This window comes from Halomonas sp. BLK-85 (assembly GCF_044792155.1).
In the GTDB taxonomy this organism is placed as follows: domain Bacteria; phylum Pseudomonadota; class Gammaproteobacteria; order Pseudomonadales; family Halomonadaceae; genus Vreelandella.
The window spans coordinates 1,727,092-1,743,953 of the sequence record NZ_CP087731.1 but is presented as its reverse complement, the minus strand read 5'-3'; the positions used below and the strand labels follow the sequence as shown (position 1 = coordinate 1,743,953).

The 16,862-nt window shown below is 56.2% G+C and carries 12 protein-coding genes; 6 read left to right on the top strand and 6 right to left on the bottom strand.

The window, feature by feature from the left end:
• Positions 1–11: 11 nt before the first annotated feature.
• The 3 genes from malT (at position 12) to ugpC (ending at position 5,678) form a co-directional block, all read left to right on the top strand.
• Complete coding sequence (gene malT, locus LL947_RS07835) at positions 12–2,741, top strand: HTH-type transcriptional regulator MalT (RefSeq protein WP_499832864.1); 2,730 nt, start codon at positions 12–14, stop codon at positions 2,739–2,741.
• Positions 2,742–2,895: 154 nt separating this feature from the next.
• Positions 2,896–4,575, top strand: a complete 1,680-nt coding sequence (locus LL947_RS07830; protein ID WP_499832863.1) for an alpha-amylase family glycosyl hydrolase — start codon at positions 2,896–2,898, stop codon at positions 4,573–4,575.
• Complete coding sequence (gene ugpC / locus LL947_RS07825; protein WP_499832862.1) at positions 4,563–5,678, top strand: sn-glycerol-3-phosphate ABC transporter ATP-binding protein UgpC; 1,116 nt, start codon at positions 4,563–4,565, stop codon at positions 5,676–5,678. The genes LL947_RS07830 and ugpC overlap by 13 nt, the downstream gene beginning before the upstream one ends.
• Before the next feature lie 181 nt (positions 5,679–5,859).
• Here the strand turns inward: ugpC and malG are convergent, their stop codons facing one another.
• The 3 genes from malG to malE form a co-directional block, all read right to left on the bottom strand.
• Entirely contained in the window at positions 5,860–6,750 is an 891-nt protein-coding gene (malG, locus tag LL947_RS07820; protein WP_499832861.1) for a maltose ABC transporter permease MalG, read from the bottom strand.
• Between the two features lie 10 nt (positions 6,751–6,760).
• A complete protein-coding gene (malF, locus tag LL947_RS07815) occupies positions 6,761–8,317 on the bottom strand; it encodes a maltose ABC transporter permease MalF (protein WP_499832860.1) in 1,557 nt (518 codons plus the stop codon).
• Positions 8,318–8,378: 61 nt separating this feature from the next.
• A complete protein-coding gene (gene malE, locus LL947_RS07810) occupies positions 8,379–9,566 on the bottom strand; it encodes a maltose/maltodextrin ABC transporter substrate-binding protein MalE (RefSeq protein ID WP_499832859.1) in 1,188 nt (395 codons plus the stop codon).
• Positions 9,567–9,966: 400 nt separating this feature from the next.
• On the opposite strand from malE, the gene zwf reads away from it, so the two are divergent.
• From zwf to LL947_RS07795, 3 genes are read left to right on the top strand one after another with little or no spacing between them, the layout of a single operon-like run.
• Positions 9,967–11,472 (top strand): glucose-6-phosphate dehydrogenase, encoded by a 1,506-nt coding sequence (gene zwf, locus LL947_RS07805; protein WP_404413352.1) that lies wholly within the window; start codon positions 9,967–9,969, stop codon positions 11,470–11,472.
• Position 11,473: 1 nt separating this feature from the next.
• Entirely contained in the window at positions 11,474–12,139 is a 666-nt protein-coding gene (gene pgl, locus LL947_RS07800) for a 6-phosphogluconolactonase (RefSeq protein ID WP_499832858.1), read from the top strand.
• Between the two features lie 32 nt (positions 12,140–12,171).
• Positions 12,172–12,834 (top strand): bifunctional 4-hydroxy-2-oxoglutarate aldolase/2-dehydro-3-deoxy-phosphogluconate aldolase, encoded by a 663-nt coding sequence (locus LL947_RS07795; protein WP_290824116.1) that lies wholly within the window; start codon positions 12,172–12,174, stop codon positions 12,832–12,834.
• Between the two features lie 77 nt (positions 12,835–12,911).
• Here the strand turns inward: LL947_RS07795 and LL947_RS07790 are convergent, their stop codons facing one another.
• Genes LL947_RS07790 through edd form a run of 3 tightly spaced genes read right to left on the bottom strand, consistent with a single transcriptional unit; the run spans position 12,912 to position 16,729 of the window.
• A complete protein-coding gene (locus LL947_RS07790; RefSeq protein ID WP_499832857.1) occupies positions 12,912–13,856 on the bottom strand; it encodes a carbohydrate kinase family protein in 945 nt (314 codons plus the stop codon).
• A gap of 21 nt (positions 13,857–13,877) precedes the next feature.
• Positions 13,878–14,843 carry a glucokinase gene (glk, locus tag LL947_RS07785; protein ID WP_499832856.1) on the bottom strand — a complete coding sequence of 322 codons (966 nt, stop codon included), beginning with the start codon at positions 14,841–14,843 and terminating at the stop codon, positions 13,878–13,880.
• Positions 14,843–16,729 (bottom strand): phosphogluconate dehydratase, encoded by a 1,887-nt coding sequence (gene edd, locus LL947_RS07780; RefSeq protein WP_499832855.1) that lies wholly within the window; start codon positions 16,727–16,729, stop codon positions 14,843–14,845. The genes glk and edd overlap by 1 nt, the downstream gene beginning before the upstream one ends.
• Between the last annotated feature and the right edge of the window lie 133 nt (positions 16,730–16,862).

Below are 16,862 nucleotides of genomic sequence, written 5' to 3'. Positions count from 1 at the left end.
GAGAAACGCAGATGCCGCTATTACAAGAAAAACTAAAAGCTCCGCTGCTGCCACTGAGCGTAGTAGCCCGTCCACGCCTGAATGATCATTTTATCTTGAACGATCATGTTCGCCTGTTTGTGCTTGAGGCGCCATCGGGTTATGGCAAAACCACCCTGCTGGCCGAGCGACTGCCTGCGCTGGAACAGGAAGCTGCCTGGCTGTGCCTGGACCCACAGGATAATCAGCCTGCGCGCTTTTTAACTTACTGGCAGGCCGCACTGAGTTCGCTGCTTGGTGATTCAGGGCCACTTTCCGCCATGGCCGATAATATTGACAGTATCACGCAGCTTGAATGGTGGTTGGGAGAATTACCGGCGCAACGTTCGCCGTGTCGGCTGGTCGTGGATGAATTTGAACATCTGGATCACCCCGATATTCTGTCAGGGATTACGCATTGGCTGAATCACCAACCGCCTTGGTTGACCCTGACACTTGTCAGCCGCTCGCGTCCTGCGCTTGGGCTGGCAAGTCTGCGTTTGAAAGGAGAACTTGAAGAGATTGGCCATCATGAGTTGGCCTTTAATAGCGAAGAGGCGCAAACCCTGTGTGCTGAACAGCTCAGTTTTCCTCCTGCCCGCGTCAGTCTTGAGCGTGCGTTGCGCAGAAGTGGCGGTTGGATAATGGCGCTTAACTGGCTGATAGAACGAACTACTACCCGAGCAGGGTTTGATGCCCTGGTAGAGCGATTAAGCGGTGCACACCCTGATTTTGTGGCCTGGTTTGATGAAATGCTTGCGGCGACGCTTCCACCAGAAGAACGCGAGCTGATACTTCAGTTGGGGGTGCTCGAGCGATTTTCCCCTGAGTTAATGGCGCGCCTTCTGGAAGGTGAGCGGTTAACCCAGCGTTTTGAAGCTTTTGAGCAGGCTGGATTATTCATTGAGCGACTAGACCCCCATGCCCAATGGTTTCGCTTTCAAAGGCTGTTTGGCGAGTACCTTCGTCACCGTCGTCATGAACTGAGCCTTGCCACCCAGCGCAGGTTGCACCAGCGAGCCAGCCACGCCTGGCTGGCGCTTAACTACCCTGTGATGGCACTGCGACAGGCGGTTCTGGCGGAGGAGCAGGAAGACATTGCTAGCTTGATGACGGCCCAGGGGCCGGCGTTATTGGCCAGCGGTGCCTATGCGTTGTTGGCGCAAGGCTTTGCGCTGTTGGGCGAGCCGCGTCTCTCGAAAAGTCCTGAGCATATGCTGCTTTATGGTTGGGTGTCACACGCTCAGTTTCAGTTTGATGTAACGGCACGAGTGATTGGTTGGATAGAGGCGCAGTTGGATGAACCTGAATGGCAGACGTTAATGGCTGAATTTGCCACCCTGCGTGCTCAGTTGGCGATTAACCACGGTAATGCCGAGCTGGCTGCGCCACTGGCTGAAAAAGCGCTGTCAGTGCCGCCTCGTTATCTAGCGTCAACGCCATTGACCGCGACGGCCATTCTCAGCGAGGCACGCTTTGTACAAGGCTACCTAGAAGAGTCATTGCAGCGGGTGCGTGACGTCGAGCGTCAGGCGCGCCAGCATGATGACCATCAGCGGTTGCTGTGGGCATGTTGCCATCAGTCAGAAGCGCTGGTGGCTCAAGGTCGCCTGCAGGCCGCCTACGATATTCAGGAACGCGCCCTGGTGCATCTGGAGCGAGAGGAACTGGAACACCTCCCGGTGGCGGAGTTTCTGTATCGCATTCGCAGCCAGGTGTTGTGGGAATGGCACCGGCTTGATGAAGCCGAACAGGCAGCACTGAAAGGCATTGCAGTACTTGATAACCAGGGGGAGCGCTGGACGCTTCAATGCCATATTCAGCTTGTCAAAGTAGCTCAGAGCCGTGGCGATCAAGCCCAGTGTGCTGATTATATCCGGCGGATGCGAAAAATCCTCGCCGAGGGTGATTACCATATTGACTGGGTGGCCAATGCCCACGCCGCGCTTCTGACCTGGTGGCAGTTGACGAATGACATGGATGCCGTTGAACGTTGGCGTCAGGAAGCTCCAGCACCACTGACCAAGCATGCCACTAACCACTTTTCTCAATGCAATGTGCGCAATCATGCCCGCGCGCTAACCTTACTGGGCCATTATGATGAGGCCCGAACATTTCTGGAAGCGCTTGAAATTCAAACCCAGCGTCTCGGTCTGATAACGGATGCAAACCGCAACGAGATCTGTCTGGCAGCTGTGGCATGGCATCAGGGTCAGACCGATCAGGCCTGCCGCCATCTTCAACAGGCACTGAGCCTGGCGTCGCGCACGGCGCTGGTTGGCAGCTTTTTACGCTTGGGCAAGCCGTTGGGTGAACTGTTGTCGATGTTACTGACAGGCAAAAGCTCGTCTTCCTCTGACGTGTCTTCGCTTGAAAAAGGGCGCGCTGAGCGGCTGCTGAGTCTGGTGGGCCGTCAGAAAGATTTTGGTAACGCCAGGCGACTGATGCTGGATGAAACTGTGATTGCTGACATCGTGGCACGCCCCGATGTGCCCGAACTGATCCGTACATCGCCGCTAACGCGGCGCGAGTGGCAGATTCTGGGGCTGATTCATGCCGGGCTTTCCAATGAACAGATTGCTGAGCAGTTATCCGTGGCACCGACGACGATCAAGACCCATATCCGCAGTCTGTATCAGAAGCAGAATATTCAGCGACGCAGTGATGCCATTGCACTGGCAGGGCAGTTGCTGGCGCATATTCAGGGAGACGCCTCGGTTTGAGTGATGGCAGGGTGGCTTTAAAGACCTGTCCATTCCAGAGACCTATTCCAGGAACTCATCCAGGCAACTACGCCTGAGGGGGTGAGTCGGGGAGGATTTTATCTGCGTGGCAAGGCTGCATCATGCCAGCCTAGGCAAACATAAGGACAAGATAATGATGCAGACACCTTCTACCTCAGATTATGTTGGTAACCAGGGCGCTGACTGGTGGCGTGGCGCCGTCATTTACCAGATTTACCCACGCAGTTTTATGGATAGCCACGGCGATGGCATTGGTGATCTGCAGGGCGTGATCGAAAAGCTGGATTATATTGCCTCACTCAATGTCGACGCTATCTGGCTATCTCCATTTTTTACCTCACCGATGAAAGATTTCGGCTATGACATCAGCGATTATCGCGGCGTAGACCCCATGTTCGGCACCCTGAATGACTTTGATCGGTTGGTGGAAGCGGCCCATGCGAGAGGGCTTAAGGTCACCATTGATCAGGTCATGTCACATACCTCTGACCAGCACGCCTGGTTTGAAGAGAGCCGCCAAAGCCGCGATAACCCAAAAACCGACTGGTATGTATGGGCTGACCCCAGGCCCGACGGCTCACCGCCGACCAACTGGCAGTCAGTCTTTGGTGGCAGTGCCTGGCAGTGGGATACTCGCCGTTGCCAGTATTATCTGCATAACTTCCTGGTTAGTCAGCCGGATCTGAATTTCCGCACTCCGGCTGTCGTGGAGGCAATGTTGGAGGAGGTACGCTTCTGGCTGGAGCGGGGTGTCGACGGTTTCCGTCTGGATGCCGTCAACTTCTGCACGCACGGCGAACTCAAAGACAATCCGCCTCGGGCAGACGTGACGGAAGGCTTTCTCGGCGTGCGTCCGGATAACCCCTACGGTTATCAGTTACATCAGTACGACAAGACCCAGCCGGAAAACGTGCTGTTTCTGGAGCGCCTGCGTGGCCTGATGGATGAATACCCCGGCTCGACGAGCGTGGGTGAAGTCGGTGACGATGACGCCCTGGGCGTGATGGCGGAATATTCCCAAGGCGGTAACCGCCTGCATATGTGTTACTCCTTCAATCTGCTGACAGATAAAGCGTCCCCCGACTATCTGCATGAAACATTGACAGAAATGGAGGCGCGTATCGGTGATGGCTGGCCCTGCTGGGCGCTGGGCAATCATGACGTTATCCGCCTTGCCACGCGCTGGCAGGCTGAAGGGCAACTGGATAAGCTGCGCCTTTACATGGTGTTTTTGATGACTCAGCGCGGTAGCGTGTGTCTTTATCAGGGCGAAGAGCTGGGCTTGCCTGAAGCTGAGCTGACCTTTGATCAGCTGGTTGACCCGGCGGGCATTACCTTCTGGCCATCCTATAAAGGCCGCGACGGCTGCCGTACCCCGCATCCCTGGCAAGCTGATGCCCGACACGCTGGCTTTAGCCAGGCGACGCCCTGGCTGCCGGTGCCTGAATCGCATGCACGTCTTGCCGTTGATAAGCAGGATAATGATGCTGGTTCGCTACTCAATGCCTACCGCGGATTTCTGGCCTTTCGACGCACCCAGCCCGTGCTGGTAAAAGGCCAGGTTCGCTATCACCCCGTGCGCGATGATGTGTTGTGTCTGGAACGTACCTATCAGCACACACGCCTGCTGATTGCGCTGAACTTCAGCCATTACGCTGTCACTCGGCCGGCGCCTGACAGCGCTGAATCTCTCAAGGGGGCTCCGGGATGGCTGAACGGCGACTGGCAGGATGGCCAGTTAACGCTGCCGCCCTATGGCGTGGCCATTGCCTGCTGCCCACAACCCGAGGAGGACGCACCATGGGACGTTTAACATTGAATGGGATTGGTAAATCCTTTGACGGCGTAGAAATTTCGCGGGATATCGACCTCACGATTGAAGATGGCGAGTTTGTGGTATTCGTCGGACCCTCTGGCTGCGGAAAATCCACCCTGCTGCGCATGATTGCCGGTCTAGAAGATATCACCGAAGGCGACATGCAGCTTGATGGCCAGCGGATAAACGAGATTCCGCCCCAAGAGCGGGATATCGGCATGGTGTTCCAATCCTATGCGCTGTATCCGCACATGAGTGTGGCGGAAAACATGGCTTTTGGCCTGAAGCTGGCGCGCACGGACAAAGCCGAAATTAGCCAACGTGTGCAGCATGCCGCAGGGATGCTTCACTTGACCGAACTTTTGAAACGTAAGCCGAAAGACCTTTCTGGTGGTCAGCGTCAGCGCGTCGCGATTGGCCGAACGCTGGTCAAAGAGCCGGCCGTATTCCTGTTTGATGAGCCGTTATCCAACCTGGATGCCGCGCTGCGGGTCGATATGCGGGTGCAGATTGCGGCACTGCACAAACGCCTGAACGCCACCATGATCTACGTGACCCACGATCAGGTGGAAGCCATGACCCTGGCGGATCGCATCGTGCTGCTTTCCCGTGGCCGTATCGCTCAGGTGGGCGCGCCACTCTCGCTCTATCACTTTCCTAAAACTCTTGAAGTGGCTGAATTTATCGGCTCGCCACGTATTAATACGTTCCCCGTTTCGGTGGTTGAACCGAGTGAGCACCATACCTTGGTGCGTCTGCATAATGATGACATCCTGGCAGTGGCCGTAAACGGCCAGCACTTACAGGCGGGAGATAGCGCTACACTTGGGCTGCGGGCAGAGGATTTTGTTGAGACCGAGCATGCTGAAGCCAGTTTGAGTGCCACCTTACTGGTGGCGGAAAAGCTCGGCTACGAAACCTTGGGACACTGGCAGGTAGATGGCATTGAAACCACGCTCACTCAGCGTTTAAATGGCTTGACCCGCTTGGACGAGGGCCAGACGGCACGGTTGGGTCTGGCGGGCCAGCACTGTCATCTGTTTGATCCGCATGGCAATGCCTGTCCTCGGCAGGTTGATATCGAGGGGGTAAGCCAATAGCCAGTTAACCGGTTCATATACAGAAAAAAGCGCCTGACATTGTTAAAGCGCTTTTTTTTGGACTACCTGATGGTAAAGCGCTAGATATCTGCATGGCTACAAAAAAACCGGTGTCGATTCGAATCACACCGGCCATGAACAAATTGCTCAAGAGAGGAGTTCTTTAGGACTTGATGGAGCGTTAGCCTTTCACTCCTCCTGCAGTTAAGCCGCCAATAATCCAACGTTGGCAGATTAGAAACGCAACAGTTATGGGCAGCCCGGAAAGCACGGCAGCCGCAGCGAAATTTCCCCAACGTTGATTATGGTCCGCAAGATATTGCTGGGCGCCGACGGCCAGGGTGAGTTTGTGTTCATCCACCAGCAGTACCGAGGCCATAGGATATTCCATAATACTCATCACGAAGGCCAGAATGAATACCACCATCAAAATGGGAATCGAAAGCGGCAACAGAATATAACGAAATGCTTGCCAGGTGCTGGCGCCGTCCACCATTGCGGCTTCTTCAAGTGAACCATCAATCGACTCAAAATAGCCTTTAATGGTCCATATATGTAGTGCCACTGCCCCCAGTGACGCCACGATTAGTGCGCCATGGGTATTGATCCCCAGCCAGGCAACAAACTGGCCCAAACGGTCGAACAGAGCATATAACGCCACCAGCGACAGTACTGCCGGAAACATCTGAAAGATCAGCATGCCTTTCAAAAGCGGTTCTTTACCCTTAAAGCGCATGCGTGCAAAGGCGTAAGCGCTAGTGGTTGCAAGCATCAGTATTAATACCGAGGACACGATCGCGACCTTGATGGAGTTCCATAACCACAGGAGCACGGGGAAGGGAGGCTGAACAATGCTGCCGTCCGCACGTTCCCAGGGAATGCCCAAAGCCAGTGACCAGTGTTCTAGCGAGAAATGCTCGGGAATCAGGCTGCCGGTGGCAAAGTTGCCTTCGCGGAAGGAAATCGAAATCACCAACAGCAGCGGGAAGACGATCAGTGAAACAAAACAGATCAGCGCCAGATGAGCGCCTAACCGTCGCGCACCGACAGAGCGGGGTTGAACCATCGCCATGGTTAATCTCCTAAACCTTTACTTTAGAAAGGCGCAAATTAAGCAGCGACAAGCCGGCTACCAACAGGAAAATGAGCGTGGCGATAGCGGCTGCCAATCCGAAATTCTGCCCAGCATCCTGAAATGCAATGCGGTAGGTGTAGCTGACCAAAAGGTCTGTCGTGCCCGCGGGGGTGCTGGCGCCGAGGATGTCCGGGCTACCTCCCGTTAAGAGTGTGATCAGCACGAAGTTGTTGAAATTAAAAGCAAACGCCGCGATCAAAAGAGGCGTCAACGGTTTTATGATCAGCGGCAGGGTAATCCGGAACAGGTTAGTCAGCGGGCCACCACCGTCGACCGCCGAGGCTTCATACAGATCCTGAGGGATAGCCTGTATCAGCCCCATACACAAAAGCAGCATATACGGGTAGCCCAGCCAAGTATTTACAATCAGTAGCATGGAACGTGCCATCCACGGGTCAGTAAACCACTCTGGATGAATGCCAAACAGTGTATCCAGAATCATGTTCACTTCACCGAAATGTTGGTTGAACATGCCTTTGAAAATCAGAATTGAGATAAACGCAGGCACTGCGTAAGGAAGGATCAACAGCGTACGATAAACGGCCTTGCCTTTGAGTTGATCCCACTGCAGCAGTGATGCCAGAACAAAACCAACCGCCAGAGTAAACACTACCGTTAAAGCGGCAAACACAAAGGTCCACACAAAGATCTGTATGAAGGGACCACGAATGTCCGGATCGTTAAAAATCTGCGTGTAGTTGGCCAACCCGACATTAACTGGCCAGCCGGGCGTTATCCGATCGCCGTTATCCGCTACAAAAAAGCCAATGGTAGGGTCAGGTGTCAATATACGGTCATCCCGACGATCATAAAGCGAGCCGTCTTCACGAATTTCATAACGGTTCACCACCGGCGCAAATTGACGCAATCCGGCCATGCGAAGCTCGCCGCCTTCAGGCATTAACAGCCGCAGTTCCTGAAGGGTATCGCGCGCCTGGATGATGGCGCGCATGCTCAGGACTTCCCCAGCGGGATCAGTGTCGATGGTTTGAACATCAACCTGACGCTTTTCCTGATTGGTCAGGTTCAGTGGTGAGGAAAGAAAACGCTGGGTATCGTTCTCCAGTAAGAGTCGGGTGAGTTTATCCTCGCCATACAAGCTCAGGTCAAAGGCGGCTCCTTCCTGCTGGAAAGTTTGGCTTAATAGCTGGCCGCGCACGCGTTCTTCAGATAAGAGGTTGCTTGAGCTGTAGTTGCTAAAGCTTATACCAATGGTGTAAAGCAAAGGGAAAATAACAAACACCCCTAATCCGGCCACGGCAGGAAAAACATAGCGATGGCTCATTAACGTGCGTCTGGTAAACACCACACCCAGCGAGGTACCAAGGACTAAAAACAGCAGCGCAAACATCCACTGGCCGTTAAGGTGAAACGCCAATACCAGCCATAGTAGCGCTATTACCATAACAGCAATCGTGCTGCGCATAGCCCAGCGAGTGTAGCGTTCGGCTAGATGGCGAGAACGGTGGCGGGGAAGGCCACGCGATGCGTTGCTGGTATACATGAGGACATCCTGAAAGCTGCCCGGTGGCATTGGCTACCGGGCAAAAAGAGCAGAGAAAAGACTACTGCCGCATACGTCGTGCGGCAGCGTCCAGAGCTTCCTGAGGCGACTGGCGTCCACTGCCAATGTTTTGCAGTGCAGGTTCCATTGCGGCCCAGAAGGCACCCATTTCAGGAATATTGGGCATTGGCACACCAATTTCCGCATTTTCCAGGGTTGCAGCAATATTGGGGTTGTCGGCAAGTTCTGCCTGATAGTCAATATGGGCAACAGCGCCTAATGAACCATCATTGTTGAAAGTGCGCATGCCGTCTTCGCTAAGCAGGTAGTTTTCTAAAAACTCCACTGCCAGAAAGTCATTAGGCGAGGCGGAGTTGATCATCGCTGTCATCACGCCGAACATAGGTTTGGCGCGTTCATCACCGACTTTGGGTAGCAGAGCAACGCCGAAGTCAATGTCGCTGCGCGCTAGGTTAGGCCATGCCCAGGGGCCGCTGATCATGGTGGCGACTTCACCCTGATTAAAGCGCGTATCCATCAGGTTGTAATCGGTTCCACGAGGGATTACATCGCTTTCGATCAGCTCAACCAGTAGTTCTGCTCCCTGTAAGGCACCCGCGTTATTGACGCCGATATCACTAACGTTATAACCGCCATCGGTCTGCTTGAACGGGTAGCCGCCATTGGCCGCCAGCAGCGTCCAGCCATAATAGGGTTCGCTGTAATCAAACAGAATGGCTTTTTTGTCTTCCTGGGAAAGAGCTGCGTCCAGTTCTATGAGTTCAGCAAAGCTTTCTGGCGGGGTTTCTACCAGTGCTTTGTTATAAATCAGCCCCAATGATTCAACGGATATCGGATAGCCGTAGGTTTCATCATTCCAGAGAACGGACTCCCAGGTGAAATCGTAAAATTCATCACGGAAGCTGTCGCTGGGGGCTACCTGTTTCAATAAGCCGCTTTGCGCCCATTCCCCCATGCGGTCGTGAGCCCAGATAACAATATCTGGGCCCTGGCCGCTGCCTGCCGCCTGTTGGAATCGGTCGGTCAGGTTATCTGGGAAAATCACTTCAACCTCTATGCCGGTGTCTTCAAGAAACTTTTCGGCAACGGCGCGAATGCCTTCCTGGCCTTTATTATCGCCCATCCAGATCGTCAGGCGGTCGTCTTTAAATGCAAAAGCAGGCAGGGTGGCGCTGGCGGCAAGCGTGGCGGCGGCCAACGGCAAAATTAAGGTTCTGTATATAGCCATGGCGTGTTTACCTCGTTGTTGTTGTCATAGCGTGTTGTTACTGAGCGCTGTCGGAATAAAATCAATAGAGCAGCATTTTTTCATCACTAGCGTCGCCAAATACACGCAATCGCACCTCATCCTCAATGGGCGTGGCGATGGCGTATCCAAGGGGCGTAGAGTGGAATAATAGGTAGCAGTAAAGCGCTAACATACAAGTTGCAGAATGAATGCGTTGTATAGCTAGTCAGGCAAAAAGGCGATGGAAGCAGAAAGGTAATTTTTTTGTAGTAAAATTACATTTTAAATTGCTTTTTATGGCCGATATTGGTTATATTTTTACTAATCTAACTAAAATAAAGCGAGTATGAACGATTGTTGCCTATCCGAACCCCAATCGACCCCGAATTAAGGAGCGATCATGAGCCAGCCCCGTGATGCGTCAACATCCCCTTTGGGTGACCCGAACCATGCCATTGATCTTGCCCTGTTTGGTGCACTGGGCGATCTGGCGTTACGCAAGCTGTTTCCGGCACTTTACCACCTTGACCGTGAAGGCCTGATGCCGGAAAGCACGCGCATCATGGGGTTGGCGCGACAGGAGCATGATGAGACCTCGTTCCGTCAGGAGGTTGAAGCGGCTCTTCTTAAACGCCTGAAAACCGATGAGCAGGACAAGGTCAGCCTCAAGCGTTTTCTTGGCCGACTGGATTATCGTCAGCTGGATTTTACCTCTGCCAAAGGTTTTGAAACCATCAAGGCCTGGCGGGAAGGGGCGCCGCGGCCCATGGTGGTTTACTTGTCAGTCGGCGCCAAGATTTACGGCGATATCTGCCATAACCTGCAGGCCAGCGGCAGCCTGGACGATGAAACCCGGGTGATTGTCGAAAAGCCGATTGGCGCTGACCTGGTTTCTTCTCAGCAGATCAATGATGCGATTGGTGCCGTGTTTCCAGAGTCGCGTATCTACCGCATCGACCACTACCTGGGCAAGGAAACGGTGCAGAACCTGATTGCCCTGCGTTTTGCCAACCCGCTGTTCGGTACCCAATGGAATCAGAACCATATTTCCCATGTGGAAATCACGGTCGCGGAAAAAGTTGGTATAGAAGGGCGCTGGGGCTACTTTGATGACGCCGGTCAGCTGCGTGATATGGTGCAGAACCATCTCCTGCAGTTGCTTTGCCTGATCGCCATGGACCCGCCTTCCAATCTTGACGCTGATGCCATCCGTGATGAAAAGGTCAAGGTGCTCAAGGCACTCAAGCCGTTTACCGGCGATGCCCTGGGTCGTGATGTGGTGCGCGGCCAGTACATTGCCGGTACCACGGATGGCCAGCCGGTGCCCGGCTATCTTGAGGAAGAGGATGCCAATATCCAGAGCCAGACGGAAACCTTCGTGGCCATGAAAACCGAAGTGTCCAACTGGCGCTGGGCGGGGGTGCCTTTCTATCTGCGCACTGGCAAGCGGATGCCGGAAAAGCTTTCCCAGATCGTGATTCACTTCCGCCAGCAGCCCCACTATATCTTTGACCCGGATCAGCGTGGCATTGCTGCCAACAAGCTGATCATCCGTCTGCAGCCGGAAGAAGGTATTGCCCTGCAGGTATTGACCAAGGATAGCGGCCTGCATAAAGGCATGCGTTTGCGTCCTGGCCCTTTGCATCTGGATTTTAACAGCGCCTTTCCCAAGTCGCGTATTCCGGATGCCTATGAACGCCTGCTGCTGGAAGTGATGAAAGGGCAGCAGTACCTGTTTGTGCGACGTGATGAGGTGGAATATGCCTGGCGCTGGTGCGACCAGTTGATTGAAGGCTGGCAGAACCGTGATACCCCACCGCGTCGCTATCCTGCCGGGTCATGGGGGCCAGTAGCCTCCATTGCCATGATTACCCAGGATGGCCGCAGCTGGTACGAGGATTATTGACATGAGCGAAGCACGTAAGCACCTGGCCACTCAGCTGGCTGAAGCCGTGGCAGAAGCGCTTTGCAGCGACCTGAAGCAGCGCGAACGCGTACTTCTGGTGGTGTCTGGTGGCTCAACGCCGGTGCCTTTTTTTCAGGCCCTGGCCGCCAAGCCGCTGGCCTGGGAGCGTATTGACATCACCCTGGCGGATGAGCGCTGGGTGGATGCGCAAAGCGACGACAGCAATGCCCGACTGGTGCGCCAGCACCTGTTGCAAGGGCCCGCCAGTGCCGCGCACTTCTTACCCTTGACCACCTCGGCAGCCACCCCGGAACAGGGCGTTGCAGAAGTGTCCGCTCAAGCCGCTCGCCTGGCCTGGCCGGCCAGTGTGGTGATTCTGGGCATGGGCGGTGATGGTCATACCGCCTCGCTGTTCCCCGATAGCCTGGAGCTGGATCTGGCGCTGACTACTGAAGAGCCTCTGGTCGCGGTGCGGACGCCCAGCCAGCCTCAACCGCGTATTACCTTTTCAGCCGGGCAGCTGCATCAGGCGCAGCGCCATTTCCTGCACATCAGCGGTGACGATAAACGCAATGTGCTGGCCCAGGCCATGCAGGGCGACGATGTACGCCAATTGCCTATTCGCGCTTTTCTGGCCAGCCCGTTGGCCATTTACTGGGCCCCTTGATGGCGAGCCACAAAATTTCAGGAGTAAGACCCATGACAATCGATAAGCAGCTTCCCTCAACCCGCACCGCCGAGCTGGACAGCATCTGCCTGAAGGCGGAAGTGATCCCGGTGTTGACCATTGATCGCCTGGAAGACGCCGTTCCCTTGGGCCGAGCGCTGGTGGAAGGAGGCTTGCCGGTGCTGGAAGTCACTCTGCGCACCGACTGTGCCCTGGAAGCCGTCAAGCGCATGCGCGAGGCACTGCCCAGTGCCAGCATTGGGGTGGGCACGGTACTGACACCTGCCCAGTACCGTCAGGCCGAGCAGGTTGAAGCCGATTTTGTGGTCACCCCCGGGGCTACCGAAGCGCTCTACCGCTACGGGGTGGAAAGCCCGGTACCCATGTTGCCGGGTGTATCGACAATTTCCGAGCTGATGACCGGCTGGCAGTATGGCTACCGCCGCTTCAAGTTCTTCCCGGCAGAATCCAGCGGAGGCGCCAAGGCGTTGAAAGCGTTCGGTGCACCGATTCCTGGCGCGCATTTTTGCCCCACGGGCGGTATCACCGTCGACAATGCGGCCGATTATCTCAACCTGCCCAATGTCATGTGCGTGGGGGGGTCATGGTTGACGCCCAAGGCGTTGATTGACGCGGAAGACTGGGACGGCATCCGCGAGCTGGCGCGTCAGGCGGCTGAGCGCTTCCACCACTGACAATCCACCAAGCCCTATATTCAGCCAACCCTATGTTCAGTAGGGTTGGCTGTTGTCATCGCAACGCGGGGGAGCGGTCAGTCAATATCCTTGGCGGTGGGCAGTGCCGCGTAGGCGCCCGGGCGGGTGACGGCAAAGGCACCGCAGCGGCAGGCAACCTCCACTGCCTGGGCAAGAAAGGCGCTGTCCTGGTGCCAGTTGTCATCAATACCGTGGCGGGATAGTTCCGCCAGCAGGCCACCAACAAAGGCATCGCCGCCAGCGGTGGTATCCACCGCCGTTACCTGGGGTGGCGTGACGGTGTGATCCAGACCAATGCCTTTGAGCGTGACCTGGTTGGGGCCATCGGTGATCACGATAAGCTTGACGCCTGCTGCCAGGCGCTCAGCAAGCCAGGTATCCTGGGGATGGTCGCCGCGCAGATAATCCAGTTCTTCCAGGGATACCTTGACAAGTTCGGCGCCATCTAAAAGCTCGGTCACCCGCCAGGCATCTGCGGCCCCCTTGGGCCACAGGTTATGGCGCAGATTGGCGTCCACACTGACGAGACAGCCGGCGCGTTTGGCCATGTTGGCAATGGCCAGGGTGGTATCGGCAATCTCTGGGTCAGTCAGGCTGTTGCTGCACAGGTGGACAATTGCCGGCTGCTCGAAAACGCCGTGGGGCAGATGCTCCAGGCGATAAAGCAGGTCGGCAGCCGGTGGGCGATAGAAATCAAAGGTACGCTCGCCGCTGGCATCCCGGGAGACAAACGCCAGCGCCGTGCGCGCTTCACGGGTCAGCACCATACCCTGGGTATTCACCCCATGAGCGGCCAGTTCGCTGACCAGAAAATGGCCAAAGCGGTCATCACCGACCATACCCAGAAACTGGCTGGGCACACCCAGGCGCGAACAGGCAACCGCCACGTTGGCAGGAGCACCTCCCGCATAAGGGGTAAAGGCTTCCTGGCCAGTGTCATCACCCAGGCGGCTGGACAACATGTCTACCAAGGCTTCACCAAAGGCAATCAGCGGTATCATTGTCGGAACCCTTTGTTGGCGTTAAAAGACTTCTTCATTATGCAGCGCTTCGGCAGCACCGAGTAACCCCGACCACGGGTGAGTGACAACCGAGACTGGAATGTCGGCATTATAAGCGCCCATGCGGCCTTTGTTGACAAAGCCCTGGCGCAGCTCTGACCGGGGTAGCCAGTCCAGCAGGCGAGGCAGAATGCCCCCGCACAGGTAGACACCGCCTCGTGCGCCCATGGTGAGGGTGGCATCACCGCACACATCCCCCAGTATCTTCAAAAAGCGCAGCACCGTTGCGCTGGCAAGCGGGTCGCCATGATTGGCTGCCTGGGTGACGTCGGCGGGTGACTGATATTCTGGCGCCTGATCTGCCAGCAGGCAGTGAGCCTGATACAGCTCCAGCAAGCCCTGGCCGCACAGGATGCGTTCGACGCTGACCCTTGAGTGACGGGCCAGAAAAATGTCCAGCAGGGCGCGTTCGGTGCTGTCAGTGGGCGCAAAGGTGACGTGGCCACCTTCCGTCGGCAAGGGAATCCAGGCATGTTGGCCGGGAAAGACCCCGGCCACGCCAAGCCCCGTGCCCGGGCCAATCACCAGCCGGGTTGAGTGGGGCAGCGCGACGCCTGCCTGCACTTCGACCAGGTGTTCGGCATCCACATGGGGGACGCCCAGCGCCTGGGCAGTGAAGTCGTTGATCACCTTGAACAGCGACAGGTTCAATGCCAGCTGAACGTCGCGTTTTATGAAATCCCAGTGGTTATTGGTCATCTTGACCCGCTCGGCATGCACCGGGCAGGCAAACGCCAGGCAGGCTTCCAGCGGCGCGTTTTTGCCCTTGGCCCCCACACGTTCCAGGTAATCCTCAATCGCCTCAATAACGCCCGGGTAGTCGGCGCAAGGCAGGTTAAGAACCTCTTGGGGTATCATCTGCCCGGGCGGCACCAGTGCAAAGCGCGCATTAGTACCGCCGATGTCGCCAATCAGTGCCGGTCGCATCAAGCATCCTCTCCAAAAATCTGACCCTCCTGACGGGCCAGGTCATCGGCTTCAAAGCCACCGAAAACGCCGGCACCTTCCTCGCCGCGCATGGCCAGGTGACGGAAACCGCCAAACAGTTCGCGGCCCAGGCCGACGTGGTAGTGATCCAGATGACCAACCACACTTTCCCGGGCCTGCCAGGTGGCCGCATCTACCTTGGCTTCCAGCGTCCCGCTGTTAGCGTCCAGGCGTACTACATCGCCATCGCGCAGCTTGGCCAGGGGGCCACCGTCTAGCGCTTCAGGGCTGATGTGAATGGCGGCGGGCACCTTGCCGGAGGCGCCGGACATTCTTCCGTCAGTCACCAGGGCAACCTTGTGGCCGCGATCCTGAAGCACACCCAGAAAAGGCGTCAGTTTGTGTAGTTCAGGCATGCCATTGGCCTTGGGGCCCTGAAAACGCACGACCGCAATCACATCACGATCCAGCTCTCCGGCTTCAAAGGCGCCTTTAAGCTCATTCTGGTCTTCAAAAATCTTGACCGGTGCTTCAATGATGCGATGTTCCTCCGCTACCGCAGATATCTTGATCACACCACGTCCCAGGTTGCCCTTCATCACCGTCAGGCCACCGGTGGGGGCAAAGGGCCGGGCAACCGGGCGTAATACATCCTCATCAAGGCTATGGTCGGCGCCTTCGCGCCACACCAGTTTGCCGTCTTCCAGGAAGGGCTCCTGGGTGTAGGCGGTCATATCGGTGCCAAATACGCTGGGGATATCGCCATGGATCAGACCAGCGCCGAGCAGTTCGCGGAACAGGTAGCTCATGCCACCAGCGGCCTGGAAGTGATTGATATCTGCCTGGCCGTTGGGGTAGACCTGCATCAGGCTGGGGGTGACAGCAGAGAGGTCGGTAAAGTCGTCCCAGGTCAAAGTGATACCGGCCGCTGCCGCCATGGCGATCAGGTGCATGGTGTGATTGGTGGAACCGCCAGAAGCCAACAACCCCACCACGGCATTGACGATGGCACGTTCATCAATCTGCTGGTAGAAGGGACGATAGTCGCCACCCGACTCCGTATTGCGAATAGCCTGTTCGGTGGCGTAGCGGGTGAGGGCTTCACGCATTTGTGTGCCGGGGTTCACAAAGGAGGTGCCCGGCAGGTGCAGGCCCATCATTTCCATCATTAACTGGTTGGAGTTGGCAGTGCCGTAAAACGTGCAGGTGCCCGGGCTGTGGTAGGAGGCCGACTCGGCTTCCAGAAGGTCTTCACGGCTGGCCTTGCCTTCTGCAAACAGCTGGCGGATGCGTGCTTTTTCCTTGTTGGGCAAGCCGCTGGGCATGGGGCCGGCCGGCACAAACATGGCGGGCAGGTGGCCGAATCGCGCGGCGGCAATAAACAGCCCCGGAATGATCTTGTCGCAGACACCCAGATACAGGGCGGCGTCAAACATGTTGTGAGAAAGCCCAACAGCGGCGGCCATGGCAATGACATCGCGGGAAAACAGCGAGAGTTCCATACCCGGCTGGCCCTGGGTGACACCATCACACATGGCGGGTACACCACCGGCAAACTGGGCAGTCGACCCCATATCGCGAGCGGCCGCCTTGATGGTGGCAGGGAAGGTCTCAAACGGCTGGTGCGCGGACAGCATGTCGTTGTAGGACGAAATAATGCCCAGGTTGGCGCTGTTCATCAGCTTGAGGGCATTTTTTTCCTCGCTGCCACAGGCGGCAAAACCATGGGCCAGGTTGCCGCAGGACAGGCTGCCGCGATGGACTCCCTGGCGATGTTGATCAGCCATGCGCTGCTCATAGAGGGCACGCCGCTCGGCAGAGCGCTCGCGGATACGTTGCGTGATCCTGGCAATCGTGGGGTGGAGCGGTGATGATGAAGTGGCCATAGCAAACCTCGCGAATCGGGAGTCTAGGTGTTGGTGACGTGAATACCCTATCAAAAGCACTATTGGCTTTTGGCACTGGAGGCAGGCGGTTTCTGCACCTGACAGTATAAAGGGCACCTTATTGTAGTTTTAT

Coding starts and splice junctions, on each gene's coding strand:
- glk (WP_499832856.1), bottom strand. CDS start 14,843: ATGCGACCGGCACTGATTGGCGACATCGGCGGTACTAATGCGCGCTTT.
- LL947_RS07830 (WP_499832863.1), top strand. CDS start 2,896: ATGATGCAGACACCTTCTACCTCAGATTATGTTGGTAACCAGGGCGCT.
- malF (WP_499832860.1), bottom strand. CDS start 8,317: ATGTATACCAGCAACGCATCGCGTGGCCTTCCCCGCCACCGTTCTCGC.
- malT (WP_499832864.1), top strand. CDS start 12: ATGCCGCTATTACAAGAAAAACTAAAAGCTCCGCTGCTGCCACTGAGC.
- zwf (WP_404413352.1), top strand. CDS start 9,967: ATGAGCCAGCCCCGTGATGCGTCAACATCCCCTTTGGGTGACCCGAAC.
- malG (WP_499832861.1), bottom strand. CDS start 6,750: ATGGCGATGGTTCAACCCCGCTCTGTCGGTGCGCGACGGTTAGGCGCT.
- LL947_RS07790 (WP_499832857.1), bottom strand. CDS start 13,856: ATGATACCGCTGATTGCCTTTGGTGAAGCCTTGGTAGACATGTTGTCC.
- edd (WP_499832855.1), bottom strand. CDS start 16,729: ATGGCCACTTCATCATCACCGCTCCACCCCACGATTGCCAGGATCACG.
- malE (WP_499832859.1), bottom strand. CDS start 9,566: ATGGCTATATACAGAACCTTAATTTTGCCGTTGGCCGCCGCCACGCTT.
- pgl (WP_499832858.1), top strand. CDS start 11,474: ATGAGCGAAGCACGTAAGCACCTGGCCACTCAGCTGGCTGAAGCCGTG.
- ugpC (WP_499832862.1), top strand. CDS start 4,563: ATGGGACGTTTAACATTGAATGGGATTGGTAAATCCTTTGACGGCGTA.
- LL947_RS07795 (WP_290824116.1), top strand. CDS start 12,172: ATGACAATCGATAAGCAGCTTCCCTCAACCCGCACCGCCGAGCTGGAC.